General features: G+C 69.3%; 20 protein-coding genes and 3 pseudogenes. 7 read left to right on the forward strand and 16 right to left on the reverse strand.

Annotation, left to right across the window (positions count from 1 at the left end; translation table 11 throughout):
• Nucleotides 1–65: 65 nt before the first annotated feature.
• Nucleotides 66–1,403 carry an allantoinase AllB gene (gene allB, locus ACIBTS_RS07870; protein WP_399317424.1) on the reverse strand — a complete coding sequence of 446 codons (1,338 nt, stop codon included), beginning with the start codon at nucleotides 1,401–1,403 and terminating at the stop codon, nucleotides 66–68.
• Between the two features lie 326 nt (nucleotides 1,404–1,729).
• Here allB and ACIBTS_RS07875 point away from each other — a divergent pair, with 326 nt between their 5' ends.
• On the forward strand, nucleotides 1,730–2,527 hold the full coding sequence (locus ACIBTS_RS07875; RefSeq protein WP_399317426.1) for an IclR family transcriptional regulator: 798 nt from the start codon (nucleotides 1,730–1,732) through the stop codon (nucleotides 2,525–2,527).
• 116 nt (nucleotides 2,528–2,643) lie between these two features.
• Here the strand turns inward: ACIBTS_RS07875 and ACIBTS_RS07880 are convergent, their stop codons facing one another.
• Nucleotides 2,644–2,931: a DUF5955 family protein gene (locus tag ACIBTS_RS07880; RefSeq protein WP_399317428.1), complete on the reverse strand. Its 288-nt coding sequence runs from the start codon at nucleotides 2,929–2,931 to the stop codon at nucleotides 2,644–2,646.
• 207 nt (nucleotides 2,932–3,138) lie between these two features.
• On the opposite strand from ACIBTS_RS07880, the gene ACIBTS_RS07885 reads away from it, so the two are divergent.
• Both ACIBTS_RS07885 and aceB read left to right on the forward strand, forming a co-directional pair.
• Complete coding sequence (locus ACIBTS_RS07885; RefSeq protein WP_399317430.1) at nucleotides 3,139–3,750, forward strand: NTP transferase domain-containing protein; 612 nt, start codon at nucleotides 3,139–3,141, stop codon at nucleotides 3,748–3,750.
• 183 nt (nucleotides 3,751–3,933) lie between these two features.
• Nucleotides 3,934–5,568 carry a malate synthase A gene (gene aceB / locus ACIBTS_RS07890; RefSeq protein WP_399317431.1) on the forward strand — a complete coding sequence of 545 codons (1,635 nt, stop codon included), beginning with the start codon at nucleotides 3,934–3,936 and terminating at the stop codon, nucleotides 5,566–5,568.
• Between the two features lies 1 nt (nucleotide 5,569).
• Here the strand turns inward: aceB and ACIBTS_RS07895 are convergent, their stop codons facing one another.
• The 4 genes and pseudogenes from ACIBTS_RS07895 to ACIBTS_RS07910 form a co-directional block, all read right to left on the reverse strand.
• Nucleotides 5,570–5,860 carry a SelT/SelW/SelH family protein gene (locus ACIBTS_RS07895; RefSeq protein ID WP_399317433.1) on the reverse strand — a complete coding sequence of 97 codons (291 nt, stop codon included), beginning with the start codon at nucleotides 5,858–5,860 and terminating at the stop codon, nucleotides 5,570–5,572.
• Entirely contained in the window at nucleotides 5,857–6,771 is a 915-nt protein-coding gene (locus tag ACIBTS_RS07900) for a HipA family kinase (protein WP_399317435.1), read from the reverse strand. Before ACIBTS_RS07900 ends, ACIBTS_RS07895 begins: the two co-directional genes overlap by 4 nt.
• 79 nt (nucleotides 6,772–6,850) lie before the next feature.
• Complete coding sequence (locus tag ACIBTS_RS07905; protein WP_399317437.1) at nucleotides 6,851–7,537, reverse strand: site-specific integrase; 687 nt, start codon at nucleotides 7,535–7,537, stop codon at nucleotides 6,851–6,853.
• Nucleotides 7,538–7,656: 119 nt separating this feature from the next.
• Nucleotides 7,657–8,145 (reverse strand): annotated as a pseudogene (locus ACIBTS_RS07910) (AbfB domain-containing protein); the annotation flags it as partial.
• 62 nt (nucleotides 8,146–8,207) lie between these two features.
• Here ACIBTS_RS07910 and ACIBTS_RS07915 point away from each other — a divergent pair.
• Nucleotides 8,208–8,366: a hypothetical protein gene (locus tag ACIBTS_RS07915; protein ID WP_399317438.1), complete on the forward strand. Its 159-nt coding sequence runs from the start codon at nucleotides 8,208–8,210 to the stop codon at nucleotides 8,364–8,366.
• Nucleotides 8,367–8,670: 304 nt separating this feature from the next.
• Here the strand turns inward: ACIBTS_RS07915 and ACIBTS_RS07920 are convergent, their stop codons facing one another.
• Both ACIBTS_RS07920 and ACIBTS_RS07925 read right to left on the reverse strand, forming a co-directional pair.
• Nucleotides 8,671–10,623 carry an RICIN domain-containing protein gene (locus tag ACIBTS_RS07920; RefSeq protein WP_399317439.1) on the reverse strand — a complete coding sequence of 651 codons (1,953 nt, stop codon included), beginning with the start codon at nucleotides 10,621–10,623 and terminating at the stop codon, nucleotides 8,671–8,673.
• A 209-nt stretch (nucleotides 10,624–10,832) separates the two neighbouring features.
• Entirely contained in the window at nucleotides 10,833–11,195 is a 363-nt protein-coding gene (locus ACIBTS_RS07925; protein WP_399317441.1) for a hypothetical protein, read from the reverse strand.
• On the opposite strand from ACIBTS_RS07925, the gene ACIBTS_RS07930 reads away from it, so the two are divergent.
• The gene (locus tag ACIBTS_RS07930) at nucleotides 11,190–11,366 is read left to right on the forward strand and encodes a hypothetical protein (protein WP_399317442.1); all 177 of its coding nucleotides are present in this window, start codon (nucleotides 11,190–11,192) and stop codon (nucleotides 11,364–11,366) included. The genes ACIBTS_RS07925 and ACIBTS_RS07930 overlap by 6 nt on opposite strands.
• Nucleotides 11,367–11,604: 238 nt before the next feature.
• The gene (locus ACIBTS_RS07935; protein WP_399317444.1) at nucleotides 11,605–12,423 is read left to right on the forward strand and encodes a hypothetical protein; all 819 of its coding nucleotides are present in this window, start codon (nucleotides 11,605–11,607) and stop codon (nucleotides 12,421–12,423) included.
• A 52-nt stretch (nucleotides 12,424–12,475) separates the two neighbouring features.
• Here the strand turns inward: ACIBTS_RS07935 and ACIBTS_RS07940 are convergent, their stop codons facing one another.
• Nucleotides 12,476–14,068, reverse strand: a complete 1,593-nt coding sequence (locus ACIBTS_RS07940; RefSeq protein WP_399317446.1) for an RICIN domain-containing protein — start codon at nucleotides 14,066–14,068, stop codon at nucleotides 12,476–12,478.
• Nucleotides 14,069–14,176: 108 nt separating this feature from the next.
• Here ACIBTS_RS07940 and ACIBTS_RS07945 point away from each other — a divergent pair.
• A pseudogene (locus tag ACIBTS_RS07945) lies at nucleotides 14,177–14,284 on the forward strand (IS5/IS1182 family transposase); the annotation flags it as partial.
• A gap of 6 nt (nucleotides 14,285–14,290) precedes the next feature.
• On the opposite strand, the gene ACIBTS_RS07950 reads toward ACIBTS_RS07945, so the two are convergent.
• The 7 genes and pseudogenes from ACIBTS_RS07950 to ACIBTS_RS07980 all read right to left on the reverse strand — a co-directional run bounded on the left by ACIBTS_RS07950 (nucleotide 14,291) and on the right by ACIBTS_RS07980 (nucleotide 20,081).
• Nucleotides 14,291–14,635, reverse strand: a complete 345-nt coding sequence (locus ACIBTS_RS07950; protein ID WP_399317447.1) for an ArsR/SmtB family transcription factor — start codon at nucleotides 14,633–14,635, stop codon at nucleotides 14,291–14,293.
• Complete coding sequence (locus ACIBTS_RS07955; RefSeq protein ID WP_399317449.1) at nucleotides 14,632–15,090, reverse strand: SRPBCC domain-containing protein; 459 nt, start codon at nucleotides 15,088–15,090, stop codon at nucleotides 14,632–14,634. The genes ACIBTS_RS07950 and ACIBTS_RS07955 overlap by 4 nt, the downstream gene beginning before the upstream one ends.
• Before the next feature lie 145 nt (nucleotides 15,091–15,235).
• Nucleotides 15,236–15,571: a hypothetical protein gene (locus tag ACIBTS_RS07960; protein WP_399317451.1), complete on the reverse strand. Its 336-nt coding sequence runs from the start codon at nucleotides 15,569–15,571 to the stop codon at nucleotides 15,236–15,238.
• 613 nt (nucleotides 15,572–16,184) lie between these two features.
• A pseudogene (locus ACIBTS_RS07965) lies at nucleotides 16,185–16,350 on the reverse strand (thymidine kinase); the annotation flags it as partial.
• On the reverse strand, nucleotides 16,311–16,664 hold the full coding sequence (locus ACIBTS_RS07970; protein WP_399317452.1) for a hypothetical protein: 354 nt from the start codon (nucleotides 16,662–16,664) through the stop codon (nucleotides 16,311–16,313). The pseudogene ACIBTS_RS07965 and the gene ACIBTS_RS07970, both read right to left, overlap by 40 nt.
• Before the next feature lie 428 nt (nucleotides 16,665–17,092).
• Entirely contained in the window at nucleotides 17,093–17,218 is a 126-nt protein-coding gene (locus tag ACIBTS_RS07975) for a hypothetical protein (protein ID WP_399317980.1), read from the reverse strand.
• Between the two features lie 109 nt (nucleotides 17,219–17,327).
• Nucleotides 17,328–20,081, reverse strand: a complete 2,754-nt coding sequence (locus tag ACIBTS_RS07980) for an AAA family ATPase (RefSeq protein WP_399317454.1) — start codon at nucleotides 20,079–20,081, stop codon at nucleotides 17,328–17,330.
• Nucleotides 20,082–20,372: the final 291 nt, after the last annotated feature.

Below are 20,372 nucleotides of genomic sequence, written 5' to 3' on the forward strand. Positions count from 1 at the left end.
GGAGTCGGCCGGTGCGGATGCGGGTGCGGGTGGCGTCGGGGGTGCGGGGCGGGTGCGCCTTCGGCTCAGGGGGTGCGGGTGAGCAGCCGGCCCTTCGGTTCGGTGAACTCGCCGTCTTCGACGATGCGTTCGCCGCGCAGCCAGGTCGACCTGACGACGCCGTACAGGGTCCGGCCGGCGTACGCCGTGACGCGGTTGCGGTGCTGGAGGTTCGCCGGGTCGACGGTGAAGGTCTCGTCGGGGGCGAGGACGGCGAAGTCGGCGTCGCGGCCCACCTCGATGGCGCCCTTGCGGGTCAGGCCCACGAGGGCGGCGGTGCGCGCGGACATCCACCGGACGACGTCCTCCAGGCCGTGGCCGCGCCTGCGGGCCTCGGTCCAGACCGCCGCCAGGCTGAGCTGCAGGCCCGAGATGCCGCCCCACGCGGTCGCGAAGTCGTCGGTCTTCAGGTCGGCCGTGGACGGGGAGTGGTCGGTGACGACGCAGTCGATGACGCCGTCCGCGAGGGCCTGCCACAGCAGGTCCCGGTTGGCGGACTCGCGGATCGGCGGGCAGCACTTGAACTCGCTGGCGCCGTCGGGGACTTCCTCGGCGGTGAGGGTCAGGTAGTGCGGGCAGGTCTCGACCGTGATGCGGGCGCCGTCGGCCTTCGCGGCGGCGATCAGCGGCAGCGCGTCGGAGGAGGACAGGTGCAGGACGTGCACGCGCGCGTGCAGGCGCCTGGCCTGCGCGACGAGGTGCGCGATGGCCGTGTCCTCGGCGTCGCGCGGGCGGCTGGCGAGGAAGTCGGCGTACTTGGGGCCGCCCTGCTGCGGGGCGGCGTCCAGGTGGTGCGGGTCCTCGGCGTGCACGATCAGCAGGCCGTCGAAGGCGGCGATCTCGGCGAGCGACCGGGCGAGCGCGTCCTGGTCGAGGTGGGGGAACTCGTCCACGCCCGACGGGGAGAGGAAGGCCTTGAAGCCGAAGACGCCACGGTCGTGCAGCGGGCGCAGGTCCTTGAGGTTGTCGGGCAGGGCGCCGCCCCAGAATCCGACGTCGATGTGCGCCTTGTCGGCCGCGACCTCCCGCTTGACGCGGAGGTGCTCCACGGTGGTGGTCGGCGGGAGGGAGTTGAGGGGCATGTCGACGAGGGTGGTGATGCCGCCGGCCGCCGCCGCGCGCGTGGCGGTCCAGAAGCCCTCCCAGTGGGTGCGGCCGGGGTCGTTGACGTGCACGTGCGTGTCGACCAGGCCGGGCAGCAGGACGTCGTCCCCGAAGTCCTCCAGTCGGGCGCCCTCGGGGACGGGGGCGTCGTACGGCAGGACGGCGGTGATCTCGCCGGCCGCGACGGCGACCGCGGCGGGCCGTGTCCCTTGGGGAGTGATGACGCGTGTCGAGCGCAGCACCAGTTCAGCGTCGGACACCCGGACCCCTCTCTGTTCGCGTTCTCCGCCGTTGTCTTCCGTCCTCGGAACCGGTTTCTCTTCCGGTTACCCCGGAGAAACTTCCGGAGGCATTCCGGAAACTTCCATGTAACGGAATTCAACGTTCTGTTGAAGGAGTCTTCACTCCCGCCCTCACCCCGTCAAGGGCACACTTCTCCACAGTGCACCCGCTGCCGCCACTCTGGGCGTTTCCGCAAGGCGGAATTAGTATTCCGTCAAGCAGAACGTAGCTACGCACCAGCGAGGAGTCAACCGACTGCCGGGTAGGCTTCAGCCCTTCCCGCCTGTTTCGAAAGGAACGCGCCGTGCCGACGTCGAGCGCCAGCACCACCGACTCCGCCAAGTCCGCCGGCGGAGGGGTCCAGTCCCTCGAGCGCGCCTTCGATCTGCTGGAACGGATGGCGGACGCGGGCGGCGAGGTGGGCCTGAGCGAGCTCTCCGCGAGCAGCGGACTGCCCCTGCCGACCATCCACCGCCTGATGCGCACCCTGGTGGCCTGCGGATACGTCCGTCAGCAGACCAACCGCCGCTACGCGCTGGGCCCGCGGCTGATCCGCCTCGGCGAGTCCGCCTCCCGGCTGCTGGGCACCTGGGCCCGCCCCTACCTGGCCCGCCTGGTCGAGGAGACCGGCGAGACGGCGAACATGGCGCTGCTCGACGGCGACGAGATCGTGTACGTGGCGCAGGTGCCGTCCAAGCACTCGATGCGGATGTTCACCGAGGTCGGCCGTCGGGTCCTGCCGCACTCCACGGGCGTCGGCAAGGCGCTGCTGGCCGGCTTCCCGGACGCCGAGGTGCGCGCCCTGCTCGCCCGCACCGGCATGCCCGCCGCCACGGAGAAGACGATCACCACCCCGGATGGCTTCCTGGCCGCCCTGGCGGAGGTGCGCCGGGCCGGTTACGCGGTCGACGACAACGAGCAGGAGATCGGCGTCCGCTGTCTGGCGGTGTCCGTGCCGGACTCCCCCACCGCCGCGGCCATCTCCATCTCCGGCCCGGCGGGCCGCGTCACGGAGCCGGCCACCGAGCGGATCGTGCCGGTGCTGCAGCAGGTGGCGGCGGAACTGTCGGAGGCCCTGACGAACTCGGGACCGGCCACCTAGCCGGCTAGGGCCTGTCCGGCGGATCATGCCGCAGACGCGCCCCGGCCGCGCGCAGGCACCCGGGGAGCCTCACCGGCCGGCGCCCGAGACCCCGGCCCGGAAGCAGGGGCCACGGCTCAGCGGCGCGGCGTCTGCCCGAACAGCTCCACGGCGTCGCGTACGTCCGACAGGCCGCGGGCCAGCGCGCTCACCGAGCCGATCGCGCCCGCGACGAGGAGCAGGGAACGGCGTAACCGGGGGATTTCCGGGATGCCGTGGGTCGCCATCGCGGCGAGTGCGGCGAGTTCATCCTCGGCGATGACCCGGTCGGGGAACTCGGCCGGGTGCGCGGCGAGTTCACGGCGCAGCCGGGACACCGCGATCCGCAGTTCCGCCACCCTCGGATCCTCGTCGCTGCCGGTCACTGCTCTTTGCCCCAAGCTCCGCAACACAGCTCTCCCCCCTGGCACACTCTCGCGTCTTCCCACCCCCGCGCCCACCGTGACGCCGGTCGGGCGCCGAAGGACGCGCGGGTCAGTAAACGCCACCCGGTGCCGGGTGCGCCACTGCGCGGACGGAAATTCAGCCCCCGGAAACCGTGTGGTCGACACCGCGTCAGGTATGCAGGACGCATGACGCGAAACGAGGACCGGGCCCGCGAGCAGGTGGTCGGTCTGCTGCTGGCCGCGGGCGGGGGCCGGCGGCTCGGCGGACGGCCCAAGGCGCTGCTCGAACACCGGGGACGGCCGCTGGTCGAACACGCGGTGGGAGTGCTGCGTGCGGCGGGCTGCGCGCGCGTGCATGTGGTCCTCGGGGCCGCCGCCGACGCCGTACGGGAGCGGGCGCGGCTGGAGGGGTGCGTGCTGGTGGAGAACCCCGAGTGGGAGCAGGGCATGGGCACGTCACTGCGGGCCGGGCTCGACTCGCTCGCCGGGACGGGGGCACGGGCGGCGCTCGTCTCGCTCGTCGACCAGCCCGGCATCGGGCCTCGGGCGGTCGCCCGGGTACGCGCCGCGTACGAGGACGACTCCTCGCTCGTCTCCGCCGCCTACGACGGCGTACGCGGCCACCCCGTCCTGTTCGGCGCGGCCCACTGGGCGGGCATCGCCGCGACTGCGACCGGCGACCGTGGGGCACGCGCCTATCTGAGGGAACACGAGGAGGCGATCACGCTCGTCGAGTGCGGGGACGTGGCCCGGCCGTTCGACATCGACACGCCCCAGGATCTCGCCCACCTCGAGTGAGGGGCCCGGCACTGAGCGCCACCATGCCTCGACCCGAAGAATCTCGACATCAACAAACCATTGAACTTCCACGATAAGGAAACTATTATCCACTTTCCAGAAGGACCCGGCCCGTCCGGGGCCCCGCTAGCCGTACCCGGTTCGACTGGCACCCGGTGCCACCGCTGAAGGAAGTGACCGCTCATGTCCGCACCAGCGCCGTCCCCGCTGGCCATCGTCGACGCCGAGCCCCTGCCGCGGCAGGAGGAGGTCCTCACCGAGGCGGCGCTCGCCTTCGTGGCGGAGCTGCACCGGCGGTTCACGCCACGCCGTGACGAGCTCCTCGCCCGGCGTACGGAGCGCCGCGCCGAGATCGCCCGCACGTCCACCCTCGACTTCCTCCCCGAGACCGCCGCGATCCGCGCGGACGACTCCTGGCGGGTGGCCCCCTCCCCCGCGGCCCTGGACGACCGCCGGGTCGAGATCACCGGCCCCACCGACCGCAAGATGACCATCAACGCGCTCAACTCGGGCGCGCGGATCTGGCTCGCCGACTTCGAGGACGCCTCCGCGCCGACCTGGGAGAACGTCGTCCTCGGCCAGATCAACCTGGCCGACGCGTACACCCGCACCATCGACTTCACCGACGAGAGGTCCGGCAAGTCGTACGCCCTGCGCCCGGACGAGGAGCTGGCGACGGTCGTCATGCGCCCGCGCGGCTGGCACCTGGGCGAGCGCCACCTCGTCGACGCCGACGGCAACCAGGTCCCCGGCGCCTTCGTCGACTTCGGCCTGTACTTCTTCCACAACGCCCAGCGCCTGCTCGACCTCGGCAAGGGCCCGTACTTCTACCTCCCGAAGACGGAGTCGCACCTCGAAGCACGCCTGTGGAACGACGTGTTCGTCTTCGCGCAGGACTACGTCGGCATCCCGCAGGGCACCGTCCGCGCCACCGTGCTCATCGAGACGATCACGGCCGCGTACGAGATGGAGGAGATCCTCTACGAACTCCGCGACCACGCCTCGGGGTTGAACGCCGGCCGCTGGGACTACCTGTTCTCCATCGTCAAGAACTTCCGTGACGGCGGAGCCAAGTTCGTCCTCCCGGACCGCAACGCGGTGACGATGACGGCCCCGTTCATGCGCGCGTACACCGAACTCCTCGTCCGCACCTGCCACAAGCGCGGCGCGCACGCCATCGGCGGCATGGCGGCGTTCATCCCGTCCCGGCGGGACGCGGAGGTCAACAAGGTCGCCTTCGAGAAGGTCCGCGCGGACAAGGACCGCGAGGCCGGCGACGGCTTCGACGGCTCCTGGGTCGCCCACCCCGACCTGGTCCCGATCGCCATGGAGTCCTTCGACAAGGTCCTCGGCGACCGTCCGAACCAGAAGGAACGACTGCGCGAGGACGTCCATGTGGAGGCCGCCGACCTGATCGCGATCGACTCCCTGGACGCCCGGCCGACGTATCAGGGTCTCGTCAACGCCGTGCAGGTCGGCATCCGATACATCGAGGCCTGGCTGCGCGGCCTCGGCGCGGTCGCCATCTTCAACCTCATGGAGGACGCGGCCACCGCCGAGATCTCCCGCTCGCAGATCTGGCAGTGGATCAACGCGGGCGTCGAGTTCGAGCATGCCGGGAACACGGTGAGGGCGACCCCGGAACTGGCCCGCGAGGTCGCCGCCGAGGAACTCGACAACATCCGCAAGGAGATCGGCGAGGAGGCCTTCGCGGCAGGCCACTGGCAGCAGGCCCACGACCTGCTGCTGACGGTCGCCCTCGACGAGAACTACGCGGACTTCCTGACGCTGCCGGCATACGAGCAGCTCAAGGGCTGACCTACTCCTGCGACGGCTTGTCCGAGTGACCCAGGGACCGTCCCGGGGCCACTCGGTCGCGTACGGCCTGCTTCACGGCCGTCGGCTCCGGGAAGCCCTGTTCGCGGCGGTCCCAGACCACCTCGTCGTCGACCCGGACGACGAAGACGCCGCCGGTGCCGGGCTTGAGCGACAGCTCGGTCAGCTCCGCCTCGAAGGTGATGAGCAGCTCCTGCGCCAGCCAGGCCGCGCGCGGCAGCCAGCGGCACTGGGTGCAGTACTCGATCTGCACCACCCGTCCCACACGGTTCATCCGAGGTGCACCGACCAATCCTGTTCCGCCGCCGGTTTGCCGTGCAGGTCGGGGACCCGCTTGAGCCAGTTCGGGCGGCCTTCCTGAGTGCGTGCCGCGCGGAGGGCCTCCTCGGCGGCGAGTTCCTCCCGGGTCGGGAAGTCGGTGGGCAGCCAGGCCGCGGATGCCCGCACGCGCGCGTGGAGGTAGTCGACGTACGCGGTCCGGACGTCGTCCGCGGTCGCGAAGCCCTCCTCCGCGTCCAGCCAGACGTCGGGGACCTCCGCCGCGATGTCCCGCAGCAGTTCGCGCGTCACCTTCGGCGCGAGCTCCGCGTCGGCCGCCCGTACGTCGGGGGCGTAGTGGCCGAGGGCGTGGTGACGGAAGTCGTACCGCTTCCCGGGATCCGACCCGTCCCAGCGATGATGGAAGACGAGGGCCGCGCCGTGGTCGATCAGCCACAGGCGCGCGGGCGCGGTGCCGAAGGTCGGCCAGACCATGAGGTTGGAGCTGTGCACCGTGCGGTCCACGTTCACGGTGAGGGCGTCGAGCCAGACGATCCTGCCCGCCTCCAGCGGGTCCACGGGGAAGGTCCTGGCGACCTCCGGGGTGAAGTCCCGCGCGCCCGGCAGGTAGTCCATGCCCAGGTTGAGGCCCGCGCTCGCGCCGTGGAGTTCGCGCACCTCCTGGTGGGGCTCGCCGTCGGCGATCGCCGGGTCGAAGTGCACGAGCACCAGCTCGGGGAACCGCAGCCCGAGCGCGCGGGCCAGCTCGCCGACGATCACCTCGGCGACCAGTGCCTTACGTCCCTGCGCGGAGCCGGTGAACTTGACGACATACGTGCCCAGGTCGTCGGCCTCGACGACTCCGGGGACGGAGCCGCCGGAGCGCAGGGGAGCGACGTAGCGGGTCGCGGTGACTTCTCTCAGCACTTCCCTAGACCCCTCGGCTCGTTTGCCTTACTTTCCACGGCACGCTCCAACGAGGTGCGATCCGAGGAAAATTCCCCGATCAGCCCTGGGGAGAATCTGGGGAGTTTCGACTGGCATCCTCGTCTCCCTGTCTCCCCAGCAGTCCGTCAATGGCGGTGCGGCCCTTGCTCCCGGCCTCTGGCATGAAGTGAGCATAGTAACCAAGCGTGACAGCCGGGGACGAGTGCCCGAGCCATCGCGCCAGCGTCACCACGGACTCCCCGGCCTCCAGCATGATCGAGGCGTAGGTGTGGCGCAGCACGTGGAAGCCGTCCGTCGGCGCCGCCTCCCACTGCCAGTCCTTCGCGCCCTTCGCGCGCGGCGGAATGATGCCAGCCTTGGCCAACGCCGGCTTCCAGGTGTAGGTGTTCCACGTTTTCACCGCCACGGCATTGCCGAATCGCGTGGTGAGCAGGAGGGAGAACTTCCTCCGCTGCTTGTCCGCCTCCGGCTTCCCCCACGGAAGCTCGACCTCTACTGGCGGGAACGCCTCGAGGTAACGCTTCAGCTCCTCCGCCACCGAGAAGGACATGTCAACGGTGCGTGTCTTCGCCCCCTTCGGCAGGGCAAAGTACAGCTTCCCCCTGATGGCCTGAACTTGGCGACGGACATGGAGGACGCCTCGCGCATAGTCGATGTCCTCGGGGCTCAGTCCGAAAACTTCACCCTGCCGAAGCCCGCACCCGAGTCCGAGTACGACGGATATCCGGTGCCGGGAGCTGATCACATCCCGGACATGCAGTGCCCTCTCCAGCGGCCACGCTTCGCGTCGCTCCTTCGACGCCTTCGGCCACCGTACGGACTTCGCGTGCTTGGGGTTCCTGGGGAGCCGCTTGTCGTCGACTGCCGCCTCGACGACCAGGACGGGTCGGCGAGCCCGGCCGTCTTGTGGAAGGTGGCGTCCTGGGCGAACTTCGCGGTGCCGTCGTTGGCGTCCAGTCGCAGCTGGAAGTAGGCGTGCCGCAGGTAGCGGGTCGGGTCGGGTCGGGTCGGGTCGGTGACGGACTGGAAGGAGACGCCGGAGGAGTCGGCCAGTCCCGGCACCACCTTCCATTGCGAGTCGGTGTAGGGGTCGAAGGGGTATGGGTCGATGCGGCCGATGCTGTCGGCCTGCCGCCAGTATCTGTCGGGGAAGTTGTAGGACTTCAGCCGGTTCCAGGCCGGCTTGCCCCACCGAGCGACCATGTTGTCGTACACCGTCTGCGGGATCGGCTTGATGTCGGCGTGCTTGGAGTTCAGCGGCTGGGTGTAGACGCGCCGGTCGGTGGCGGTCCAGGTGCCGGTGGAGAGGTCGCTGGTCTGCCAGGTGTAGAACAGTGCGTTGGCGTCGCCCCACTTACGATAATGCCGCCGCGGAAAGCTGGTTCGCCATCCTGAAAGCGGAGATCGGGACGACCATGTGGGAGACCCGCGAGGCCGCCGCCCGGGCCGACGTTTTCCGCTACGTCGAGGTCGAGTACAACCGCAGCCGGCTCCGTCGGCATCCCGACTACGGGTACGTCACCCCGCTCGAAACGAGATCCTTGCTCAGGCAGAACCTCGTCCCGGCAGCGTAGATACCCGCTGTCCAGTTCGCGGGGGGAACTTCACTCAGCGCCCGTGAAGGCGTTTCAGGTGGGCAGTGCTTCGACCGGAAGCCCTCATGGCCAACTCAGCGCGCGAGTGGGACCGTCGGCCTGACGGAGTGTCGGCCCCGCCACCCACCTGGGCGGTCGATGGTGTGGCTGGCTGCAGTGCTGGGGCGAGGGTGGCGGTGAGGGGGCCGAGTGTGGCGACGTGCCGGTCGCGCAGCAGCCGTCCGAGAAGTGCGTGCATCCGGCGCCTGTGCGCGCCGGATGCACGTTTCCCTGCGATCCTCTGTCAGGAGGGGACGATCTGCCACTGCTCCTCGGGCGCGCGGTTGTAAGTGAACTGGTTGATGTTGGCCCCGTCGGCGGTCGAGCCTGCGTCGACGTTGAGCGACAGGCCGCTGAACCGGTTGGTGAGGTAGTAGTAGCCGTCGCCGGTGGGCGTGATCGCCCAGTGCTGCTGGGGAACGTTGCTGTCCCCGTAGATGGCGACGTTCCCGCCCTCCGCCCTCGAGAGGCCGGCCACCTCCATCAGCTTGCCGCTGTTCACGTTCTTGATCTCGTAGTAGCCGTCTCCGGTGGAGGCGAAGGTCCACTTCTGGGCGGTGTTGTTCAGCCACGGCCACTGCTGGATGTTGGTGCCGTTGGCGGTGCCGAAGTTGAATACGTCGGCGACTTTGCCGCTCTTGCGGTTGACGATGCGGTACACCGTTCCGTTGCCCGGGAGGACACTCGACACCAGGACCGGCTTGGCCGTCCGGCCGCCGATGTGGACGCCACCCATGTTGGCGTAGCCGCCGGTGGCCGCGTTGGCCTGGATCCGTACGAAGCCCACGTTCCGGGCGGGCCATTCGGCCACCTTGGTGGCGCGGTCGGCGGCCCAGGTTCCGGTGGCGACCTGGGTGAAGTTCGTGCCGTCGGTGCTGGTGGAGATGGTGTACGAGGTGATGTCGCCGTCGGTGGTGTCGTTGCGGCCCCACTGCTTGGGCAGGTACTCAAGGGTGGAGACGTTGCTCCACACCCCGCCCAGATCGATCGTGATCGAGTGCGGCAGGGCCGGGGACAGCCCCCATGTCGACCAGCAGGTCTCGTAGCCCCTGTCGCTCAGTCCGTCGATGGCGTTGAGCGGTCCCTCGCCGGTGTGGAATCCGGTCGCGTAGGCGCTGACGGGCGTCACGGGGTGCTCGGCACGCGGTAGCTGCCTCGGCAGTGGCGGGCGGGAGGTGTTGGGGCTCCAGGCCGCGCCGACTTCGGCGAGTCGGTTGACGATGTTGGTGTCGAGCCTGCCGTTGCGGTTGGGCGGGCAGTTGAGGATGAAGGAGGTGTACTTCGGTTCCAGGTCCGCCAGGTGGGACAGGATCGCGTCCTTGCTCATCAGGCTCTCGGTTGGTGTGGCCGGATGCCAGAACCAGCCGTTGCTGATCGTCTGCCCCTGCGTGGCGGCGTAGGTGTTTCCGGCGGGCGCGCTGACGCCCAGCGGCTCCTCGAAATAGATCGCGTCACCGAGGAACGGCACCGACAGCGCACCGTGGTCGATCATGACGATGTCCGGCTGGAGCGACTTCACGAGCTCACGGACCCGCTGGTAGGAGACGGCCTGCTGGCCCATCTGCCACCCGTAACCGTCGGTGACGAACAGGTCGATGGTGCCGTAGTTGGTGAGCAGCTCGGTGATCTGGCCGAGGATGAAGGTCATGTCGCTGGGCTGGATGGCGTCGGTGGTGTCGAGACCGACATTCTTGTGCCGGCCCTCCCACGCCTCGACGCCGAAGGTGCGGTCCCATACCGAGTAGTAGAGCCCGACCTTCAGCCCCTTCGCCCGGAAGGCGTCGCAGTACGCCTTCACCACGTCCTGCTTGTAGGAGCTGTTCGCGACGTTCTGGGTGCCGTGGGCGCTGGGCCACAGGGCGAAGCCGTCGTGGTGCTTGGTCGTCAGGATGCCGTAGCTCATCTTCGCCGCCGCGGCGGCATCGGCCCACTGGGCACAGTCCACGGCCGTGGGGGCGAACAGGGTGGGGCTCTGGTTCGGGGCGGCCCACTCCTGGTTGGTGAAGGTGCCCATGTTGAAGTGGTTGAACATGCCGAACCGCATGTTCACCAGCTTCTCCAGATTGGTCTGGAGGTCCGCGGCGGCCGCCTCCGCCAACAGGGGCGACAACGTGGGGACCACGGGCAGCGCTGTCGCAGCCACAGCGGCGCCCGCTGCGCCCAACAGGCTACGACGGGACAGTCTTCCTGACGACATGGGTGTACTCCCGGTTTCGGGTGGCTCTGATGTGTCGGAGTGAGGGGGCGGGGGCGGCAGCCCGAGGGTGCGGCCCCAGGTGCTTCAGGCGCGGCCCTCCCTCTGGGCTTCAAGCGCTGAATGTTAGGCATGAAGGTCGGTGACGTAACCGCTCCGTGTCAACAGGTACGCGGATGAAAGCGTTCAAGTGGAGAGCAAAATAGACCGTTCTATTCACCTAGGTGACTGTTCGTTCCGCCGTAGACATGCCATGTTTCGCGGAGACCGGGAGAGTGGCGCCCTGAATGCGCCGCGCGCAGGTCCAGGTGGCAAGTTCCCGCGTAGCAGGGGTTGTTGAGGACGCCGAGGACCCGGGCATGGGTGAGTCGGCCCCAGCGGAGCTGGCCGGCCCAGACGCCGCCGAAGGCCCGCAGGGGAAAGGTGCGGCCCACGAACGCGGAGACCACCGCATAGGCCGAACCGCCGGCCTCGAAGGCGGCGAACACGTCCGCGATCGCGGCCCGCACCTGCTCGTCCGGATCCATGACGCACAGACCCTGGCCGAACTGCACATCCTGGCCTGCCGGATGCACGGCGCGAAGAAAGCCGCGGCCGCCCGCGGCGAGCTCCGTTTCCCGCTGCCGGTCGGCTACGTCTACGACGACGGCGCATTGCCCGTCTTCTACGGAGAGCCGGCGGTGGTGTGTACCACCGCCGCCTGGCCCGCGACTACTAAGCCCTCCCGGTCCGCTCTGCCGCGATGATCTACCTTGCGATGATCGCCCTGATGGCCCGCCGACCCACCAGAGAATCCACCCCAACCTGGCGAGGGGTCTAATACCTCATCAAAGCTGCATCTCGGGACGAAACATCGGGAGAAAACGCTCTCTGAGGACCCGTCGCCCGCTTCGAACCCCGCGAAACGTGAGTTTTCCGTCATGACCGACGGGCAACTTCACCTGAGAGCATGATTGTCCATCGGGTGGACGGGGGGAAAGCGGGATGACCACTGCGCACAGACAGGTTCGTGCGGCCATGATCGTTGCGGCGGTGCTGGCGGCCGCCGGCTGTTCCGGCGGGGGCGGTGACGACGCCGCTTCCAGCCCCTCCGCGACGACGACCGCGGCGGCCCCGGCCACCACCCCTTCGACGGCCTCGCCTACCCCTGCGGTCAAACCGTCGGACATCTACCCCACGAACGCGGCCGGCTGCCATCCGAACGCGAAGTGGAGTACGGCGAAGGCGGTGGACTGGGTCGACTGGGGGCAGGTCGGCACGCCCGCCCTGGGCCCGGGAGAGGTCCGGTTCCCCAAGTCCATGTCCGGCTTCGACGGGCCCCTGTGCGACCGGGTGACCGTCCAGGTCCAGTACTGGCGCGTCAACTACCGGCCGTCCAACGCCACTTCGGCCGCCGACCCGCTTTCGAGGGAGGTGAACTACGACTACGCCCTGCAGTCCCTCAAGCGCACCGAACTGTACATCGACGGCCGAAAGGTCCACGACGTGAAGCCGCCGAAGGGCTTCGCCTCGGCCAAGGCCAGCCCCTGCGACGGCTTCCTGGAGGCGATCTACGTCGGCGCACCGCTCAAGAACCGCGAACTGCCGACCAAGATCAGCACGGGCAACACGATCGTCGGCGACGACGTCACCTTCCCGACCAAGCGCGTGGTCGATTACCACGTGTTCGCGCCGTCCGCGCCCCAGCTCTGCGACGACAATGGCACCCCCACGGCATCCCCCGCACCGTCCGGCTACCCGTCGTCCGGCTTCGGGCTGTCCACGCCGTCCTACCCCGCCTTCGACCTCACCCCGAAGAGCTGAGCGGCCGGTGTCGTTCGGCACCGGCCGCCCCTCGGCCAACCTCCCGCTGCCGTCACACTCCCACGGGTTGCCATTCCTGGTTTGCGCCACCGTTGGCGGACCACTGGATGACCTTGGCGCCGTCGGCGGTGGAGCCGCTCTGGACGTCCGCGCACAGTCCGCTCTTGATGTTGACGAGCAGGTGGTTGCCGCCGGTGGCGGCCGGGACGAGCTTCCACCACTGGTTGGTGCTGTTGGTGTCCGAGTTCTGGTCCAGGGCAGTGCCGGCACTGGCGCCACCCGGGTTGTCCAACAGCTTGCCGCTGTTGACGTTGGACAGGCGGTAGGAACCGTCGTAGTCGGGCAGGAGCTTCCACTGCTGGCTGGCGCCGGCGGACGACGTGGACTGGATGATCGCGCCGCCGTTGGCGGTCGAGCCGCCCGAGACGTCCATGGCCTTGCCGCTCTTGCGGTTGACCAGCCTGAAGGGGCCGGTCAGCAGGCCAACGGTGATCGTGGTGCTCGTCCCGGCGGTCAGCGAGACGACGCGGGCGTGGTTGCCCAGGGCCGACATGGCGACGGCGGCTCCGGTGCTGATGGATGTGATGCCGCGCCGGCAGATGAAGGTGATGTCCTGATCGATGCCCGAGGTGAGCTTGACGGTGGCCGTGCGGGCCGCGGTGTCCCAGGACAGCGACTGGACGGTGATGCGGCCTCGGCCGCGCACGCCCTTGATGGTGCCGGTGGCGAGCTGGTCGGGGAGGGCGGGGAGAATCTCCAGGACGCCGGGGCGGGTGTAGACGAGTGCCTCGCCGATGATGCCGGGGATGGTGTTGGCGGCGTCGCAGTTGTAGATGTCCAGGTTGGGGTTGTGGGAGGTCATCAGCGACCGCCAGACCATGTTCTTGCCATAGATCTTCAGCAGGTTGTCGTAGACGCCGGGGGCGTCCTTGAGGCGGGCGCGGGCCAGCGCGCGGTGCAGGCTGCCATGTGCCGAGTAGTTCTCGTCGCCGCGCAGGTCCAGGGCCTTGCGCGCGTACTTGACGAGGTCGGGCTTGTCCTCGGGGTTGATCTCGTGCAGGGGCCAGGCACCGTACAGGTGGGAGATGTGCCGGTGGTTGTAGCGGTCGGTCAGGCCCGGCCAGGACCACTCGGCCAGCGCGCCGTCACCGTTGACCGTGTAGTCGGGCAGCTTGGCCAGCAGGGCCGTCCAGCGCTCGACGCCCTGGCCGCTGCCCTGCTCGACGTCGAGGGTGTCGGCGGCGTCGATGGCCGCCCGCAGAGCGTGTCTGCCGGCCATGATGTCGGCGGTGGCGTTGACGGAGAAGGCCTGGCCGGTGCTCGTCGGGCTGTTCTCCATGGAGTAGGAGGGGACGAAGACGGCCTTGCCGCTCGAGTCCGTGCGGGTGAGGAAGTCCTCGTAGAACAGGGCCAGTTCCATCAGAGCCGGGCCGAGCTTGTTCTTCAGGAAGTCGGCGTCGCCGGTGACCTGGTAGTGCTCCAGCAGGGGGTAGAGCAGCCAGTCCGCGCCGCCGGTCCACGCCTCGCCGGGGAAGCTGCCGTTGTTGAAGTGCAGCATGTGCCCGTACTCGCCGTCGGTGCGCGACGGGGCGAGCAAGCCACAGGCGCCGTAGACGCGCGGCGCCCGGATCGCCGGCCGCTTCACCCTGATCCCCTCCCGCCCCCCTTCCCCTACAACAGCGAATGGAAGGGCCTGGTCGCCACCATCGAAGACACCCTGCGGCTGCACGAACACCGCCCTGGCACACTCACCGGCCTGGACCGCTTCCTGATCACCGACGCCACCGGCATCCCACTCGCCGCCACCCTGACCGGTGGTAACCGCAACGACGTCACCCAGTTGATCCCGCACCTCACCGCGGAGGGGTCAGGGCTCAGTGGCCCCCTCCGCCAGATCCTTGATCGCGTTGAGGCGGTGTTCCCACTGGGCGGTGAGGGTGTCCATCCACCGCGTTGTCCGCCTCAGTGGTTGCAGGTCGGCTTCGTAGCGGACCTCGCGTCCGGCCCGGTGGGCGCGTACCAGTCCGGCGCGGTCGAGGACGGCCAGGTGTTTTGCCACTGCCTGGCGGGTGATGGGGAGGCTTGCCGCCAGGGACGTCGAGGTCGCACCGCCGTCACGGGCAAGGGCGGCCAGGACCTCTCGGCGGATCGGGTCGGCCAGGGCCACCAGGACGTCCTCGGGGGCCTGTTCGCCCTCGGTGGTGCGGGTCATGCCGTGGTCTGTTCGCAGTCCGCGCGCAGTTGGTCGAGCTTGCCGGGCCAGTTCTGACTGTTGGCGCGGTGCCGGTCGATGACCTCCTCGGTGGGCAGCCCGAGGTGCGCGAAGCCGCTTTCGACCATGGTGAGCCGGGTGCCTCCCGTGGAGTCGTCTTCGGTCAGGGTGAACTCGACCAGAGTGGCGTTCGAGTCGTCCGGTTCCTCGCCTGCGGCGCCTTGGGACCACCGCCAGGACAGGAGGCGCGGAGGCTCGACTGTCTGGATACGGGCGGGAATGACGCCGTGGATGCCGTGGTCGAAGACCAGGAGGCCGCCGGGGCGCAGGTCGATCTTGACCGGCTCTCCATTGCCGAACCAGCGGCCGAGGAAAGCGGGCTCGCTCAGCACGGACCAGACCCGTTCCCTGGAGGCGTTGATCAGGATGGCGCGTTCGATCGTGTTGGGGATCATTGCAACCTCATCTCATCCGGATGCGCTACCCAAAGGTTGCACATCCGGAAGCAAACGCGCAACCGATAGGTTGCGCATGGGTAAGTAGCCGCTTGGGTCCCACCAAGCTTCGAGCACCCGCTACGTACTCATTCCGTTAGGAGTTCTAAAGGCTGGAGGGTTCCCTCGGCGGCTGGTCCGCGTTCGGCCCCCCCTTCTCGGGCCGGCTGTGCGGCTTGCCCTGGAGCTTCCGCTCGTGCGAGGTCATGCAGCGGCGCGCTGGGGACAGTTCGTGCCGGTCCCTCGCGACCTGCTTGCGGCGCTCGGCCAGTGTCATGGCCCTGGGCGGATCGGGCAGATCCGCGGCCGTCCGGGCCGTGGCGTGGGCGGTGGCGGCCGGGGTCGTAGAGGACGGCCGGTCCCGAGGCGACGCCCAGGACGGGGCGATACCGGCTATCGCAAGGAGAGCCAGGGCCAGGACGGTCGTAATGAGTCTTCGCATCTGTGCCCGCATCGTGAATCACCTATGGGGCAGCAGTGAACAGAGCCTCGGGAAGGTTGACCCCCAAGCCGTTCGAACAAACATGCGCCGAATTGTGCGGCCGAATCGCGACGGAGGCTCAGGATCGGCTGTGCAGCACGCTTCCTGTTCACAGGATCAGAAGGGGTCGAGCAGTCCACCAACTTGGCGTGAACGCGCACCCGCGCGGATGATGGCTGGCATGAACTCGCCGTAGCTGACCTCGACAGGCGGGCGGCGACCTGTTCGGTGGCCGCCAGCGCCAGTTCGGGAGCCGGCCCACCGGAGCCCGGCCCGAGGTGAGGCCGCCGGAGAAGATGATCTCGCACTTGCGTCGTCGCCGCGGCCGTGCATGTAGTCGCCCGGCTGGTAGCACTTCAGCCCAAAGCAGATCGTCTTCATCATCTGCGAACGGTCTTGGGCACGCCGCCGCCCCGGCGGCCAACAGGTGTCGCCACCGCGCGGCATGCACTGGACAACGACCGCCGTTGGACTTCCGGGCGGCAACGCCGCCGACGCACCGGACGGATTCTGGGTGCACCGAGAGGCTCCGAAGACCACGGCACGTTGACCACGCCCCTTCGGCCGGCAAACCTCAGCCGGAAGCCACTGGCAGGACGTCCGGCGACAGCGCGCCGACACCGGCGGAAGCAGCTCGTCATACGGCACCGAAGGTGCCGCCGACACAACGCCTCGTAGCCGACCTTCGCAGGAGAGCCGATCATGTCACCGACAACGACGCGATCACCTTCCACCGCCGACCAGGATCCGAGCCCCGCCGGAGACAACGCCCGTTCGACAGCAAGGTAGCCGGCCTCAGGAGCCCGAGGTCGGCGTTGCGCGACGTGGTCTCGACGCGGATACGGCAGGCGGCCTCGGCGAAGGCGCATTCGTGGACGACGCTGCGGATGCCGGCGAGCAGGTCGTCTTGGAGGATGGCGAAGGTGCCGCCGATGACGATGAGTTCGGGGTTGCGCAAGCACACCATGGCGGCGAGTACCTCGCCGAGGCGTTCGTCGGTCTCCCGTACCGCGCGCAGGGTGCGGGCGGCCGGGCGAGCCGGATGGCGTCCCATACACAGGCCCCAGCCCGCACTTCACGGCCCGACCCTGGCCAGAGCCGAAAGAGTGTCAGCCAGCAGTGGGAGCGCTCTGGGACTTTTCTGGGACTTCCGGGCCCCATAAACCGGCACAAGCGTGAAACAGTCTAAAGGTTATTCGTGCAGTTCATCGGTCACCAACCGCCCATCGCGGCAGGTCACAGCGCTCCCTGGTCTCTTCCGGGACAACTGACCCGGAGGAAGCCGGCTCGGTGCACCGCCCTGCCCAACAGGAGTCACTCAGCGTGCCCAGGGCGGCGGTGATTCCATTTGTCACCGCCGCCCGTGGCGACTGCTGGGGAGCGCGTGGGGAGAATCGAGCGCATAACACGGTAGGCCCGTGAAAGACGCTGAAAGATTCATCGTCGCAGGTCCAGCCACGGGGATAGTCGCATCGCCGCACGTCAGCTCCCCTGGGTAGACGACTTGACGACATACGTGCCCAGGTCGTCGGCCTCGACGACTCCGGGGACGGAGCCGCCGGAGCGCAGGGGTGCGACATAGCGGGTCGCAGTGACTTCGGTCAGCATTTTCCCAGGCTCCACAGCTCGTTTTCCTTGCATACCACGGCACGCCCTCACGGGGCTGCGACCGGGCATGAAATGAGCGTAGTAACCGGGCGGGTGACACCGGCGATGGTCATGGGACGAGCTCGGACAGACACGAAGGGAGTTGGGTGCGGCGGCGGATGCCGAGTTTTCGGTAGGCGCGGGTGAGGTGCTGTTCGACGGTGCTGACCGTGATGAAGAGCTTTCGGGCGATCTGCTCGTTCGTGGCGCCGCGGGCGGCCAGTTCCGCCACCCGCCATTCCGCCGAGCTGAGCCGACGGGCGGGTGTGGCGGCCTCGCCGAGGAGCTCCGCTCCCCCTCTCTCGTCGGCCGCCGGTGCCGACGGTGGCGGCAGCGGCGCCGCGGCGCACCGGTCCGCCAGTGTCCTCGCCCGGTCGGCGTGGCGGCGGGCCTGGCCGACCTCGCCCAGTGACTCGTAGGCGTGGCCCAGGTCGGAGAGGGTGTACGCGAGGTTCAGCGAGTCGCCGCAGCGGTCGAGAATGTTCGCCGCCTTCAGCAGCACCGGCGGACGTTCGTCCGGGCGGAGGGTGGCTGCCATGGCCCGGTAGGTCAGGCCGCGGGTGCGCGGGTGTCCCGGCGGGAGCAGCGTCATCTGTTCCGTCAGGAGTTCCCTCGCCTGCGTCACAAGGCCCTGGTGGAGATACGCGCGGGCGGCGTTGGCACGCCAGGGCACCGCCGACGGACAGTCGGCCTCCCCCAGCTTCATCAGGTGTCCGGCCGCAAGGAAGTCCTGGAGAGCGGCGTCGTGGTGGCCGCGCGCGAGATGGTAATGGCCCCGGGCGTCGAGGTAGACCACTCCGCCCAGGGTCCCGAAGGCGGCGCTGGGGACGGGGATTTCGAGATGGCTCTCGGCCTCGCCCAGGTTCCCCATCGCCGTGGCGGTGAGGACGAGGAGCGAAAGCGGGAGGACCACGGCCACGCCCCAGCCCTCGCGCGGCATCAGCGCGAGCGCGGCCTGTGCCTGTCTCCTGGCGTTCGGCAGGTCTCCGAGGCGGTAGTGGATCTGCGCGCGCGCCGTCGTGAACATGGCGGTCCATACGAGGCCGTGCGTCTCCCCCAGGGAGGCGAGGAGGGCGTCGCACCAGGCCGACGCCTTGTCGAGGTGGTCGGCATAGACCAGGACCATGAGTGAGGCGAGTGACGACGCCGGGCTCGCCGCCCCGGCCAGGGCTTCCCGCAGGACGAGTTCCGCGGCGGGGACGACTCCCTCCTCGTCGGCGCCGCGCAGGATCGCGCCCAGTGCGGCCGCGGACCGCTGCTCGGGCGTGCCGAGGCCGGCGTCGAGGGGGGCCGCCTCCTCGAATCCCAAGGCGGGTGCGATTCCCGGATATGTGAGCGGAAGCCACAGGTGCAGCTGCTCGGCGTACGGGCCGGCGTCCGCACCCACCTGCGCGTGAGGATCGTCGCCGAGGCACGCCATCACGCGCGTCGCCTGCTCCACCTGGCCGTTCCACAGCAGGCTTCGGACGACGGGGAGCGACTGCCGGACGGAGAGCTCGCCCTGCTCGACGGCCGTGACCAGATCGGGCAGGTAGCTCTTCACCGCTGTGGGGTCGTGCCGCCAGGTGACGTCGGCGAGCTTCGCCGCGATGTCGATCCGCTCCCGCCCGTCCGCACACTGACGATGTGCTCTTTCGAGGTAGCGGACGGCCGCCTCGTGGGCTCCCCCGGCGAGGGCGCGGTCCGCTGCCTCGCACAGCACCTCTTTCGCCCAAGGAATCGTCTCGTCGATACGCATCAGGTGTTCGGCCGTCACCAGGGCGGGGGCGCCCTCCCGGTACAGCAGGCGGGCGACGCGAGACCGCAGGGCGTGGCGCTCTTCCTGGGGGATGCTGCCGAGCACGGCCTCACGCACGCTCGGCTGCCCGAGAAGGTCATGGTCCAGCAGTCCACCGACGCCGGGAGAGCCGGCGACCCGCGCGACGGTTTCCGAGTCCATGCCGCAGAGTCGCGCGACCACGGCCGCCGACCGGAACTCCCCCAGCGCGGCCCTCGCCCGCGCGATCTCGAGCACGACGGGCTCGGCCCGGTAGAGGCAGCTCAGGACGGCACGGCCGAAGGCAGGGCCGGCCAGTGGCCGCCGCGGCGCGGCCGACGCCGATGCGCTGTCGGCATGGTCCTCGGCCATGGCGTGCACCAGCAACGGTCGGCCGCCGCTGAGCTGCCTGCAGTCGGACGCGATCCGGCCCGCCGCCTCAAGGGTGAAATACTCCTCGAGCACCGTCGCGACCCCCGTCTCCGAGAGCGGCTCGAGTTCCAGCTGGGTACAGTTCGGCATCCTGAGGATCTCGGCCTGGAGTATGCGTTGAACGCTGGCCCGGCCCATGTCGGGACAGTAGGTGAGGACGATCGATATCGGCGCGCTGCCCATCCGCCGCATGAGCGCGAGCAGGCTCTCCAGCGACTCGACGTCCATGAAATGCGCATCGTCGATGCAGAGGACCAGCGGCGGGCTGTGGGTCAGGTACTGAAAAGCACTGTGCAGCAGACCGAGGACCGACGGCGAGATCTCGCTGTGCGCTCCCGCCCCGCCGCCGCTCTCCAGCACGGCCCGGACCTCGAGTTCCGCGCTGTGTGAGTAGAGCCGACGCCCCCGCAGAAGCTGATCTATGATCCCCAGCGGCCGGTAACGCTCGAGACTCGAACCGGTGGCCTCCAGGACGGTCGCGCCCGCGTCGGCGGCGTCGTGGGCGAAGGAGTCCAGCAGGGCTGTCTTTCCACTGGCGAGCGGTCCGCCGATGGCGACCGTCCGACTTCGGCCCAGCGAACACTCGCTCCAGATCTGGACCAGCGTCTTTTCTGCCTCGTCCCGTTCGACCAGCATCTCCCTCACCTCTCACCTTCCGCGGCACAGGGACAGGCGTGGATCGACACCCGGCGAACACGGGGACCGTGCGGGTGAGAGGTCGGGAACAGTTCCGCGCTGTGCGGACCGGTGCCGGGTCGCCCGGCGCCGGCACCGTCTCCCGCCCGCGGTCGGTCGTGGTGAGATCGTGGGTGTTCACCGGCGCGCCGGCCATGGCCGGCCGCAGGGCGTCGGAACCGCCCCACCGCACCGTCGCGTCGCCCCCGGCGGCCGTCCCGCCGACTCCGCACCCGAGGAGCCCGGCGACCG

Source organism: Streptomyces sp. NPDC050121 (assembly GCF_044460385.1).
In the GTDB taxonomy this organism is placed as follows: domain Bacteria; phylum Actinomycetota; class Actinomycetes; order Streptomycetales; family Streptomycetaceae; genus Streptomyces; species Streptomyces soliscabiei.

Coding starts and splice junctions, on each gene's coding strand:
- ACIBTS_RS07960 (WP_399317451.1), bottom strand. CDS start 15,571: ATGCGAAGACTCATTACGACCGTCCTGGCCCTGGCTCTCCTTGCGATA.
- ACIBTS_RS07920 (WP_399317439.1), bottom strand. CDS start 10,623: ATGTCGTCAGGAAGACTGTCCCGTCGTAGCCTGTTGGGCGCAGCGGGC.
- ACIBTS_RS07930 (WP_399317442.1), top strand. CDS start 11,190: ATGCACGGCGCGAAGAAAGCCGCGGCCGCCCGCGGCGAGCTCCGTTTC.
- ACIBTS_RS07980 (WP_399317454.1), bottom strand. CDS start 20,081: ATGCTGGTCGAACGGGACGAGGCAGAAAAGACGCTGGTCCAGATCTGG.
- ACIBTS_RS07950 (WP_399317447.1), bottom strand. CDS start 14,635: ATGACCCGCACCACCGAGGGCGAACAGGCCCCCGAGGACGTCCTGGTG.
- ACIBTS_RS07975 (WP_399317980.1), bottom strand. CDS start 17,218: ATGCTGACCGAAGTCACTGCGACCCGCTATGTCGCACCCCTGCGCTCC.
- aceB (WP_399317431.1), top strand. CDS start 3,934: ATGTCCGCACCAGCGCCGTCCCCGCTGGCCATCGTCGACGCCGAGCCC.
- ACIBTS_RS07885 (WP_399317430.1), top strand. CDS start 3,139: ATGACGCGAAACGAGGACCGGGCCCGCGAGCAGGTGGTCGGTCTGCTG.
- ACIBTS_RS07955 (WP_399317449.1), bottom strand. CDS start 15,090: ATGATCCCCAACACGATCGAACGCGCCATCCTGATCAACGCCTCCAGG.
- ACIBTS_RS07915 (WP_399317438.1), top strand. CDS start 8,208: ATGTGGGAGACCCGCGAGGCCGCCGCCCGGGCCGACGTTTTCCGCTAC.
- ACIBTS_RS07970 (WP_399317452.1), bottom strand. CDS start 16,664: ATGGGACGCCATCCGGCTCGCCCGGCCGCCCGCACCCTGCGCGCGGTA.
- ACIBTS_RS07935 (WP_399317444.1), top strand. CDS start 11,605: ATGACCACTGCGCACAGACAGGTTCGTGCGGCCATGATCGTTGCGGCG.
- ACIBTS_RS07895 (WP_399317433.1), bottom strand. CDS start 5,860: ATGAACCGTGTGGGACGGGTGGTGCAGATCGAGTACTGCACCCAGTGC.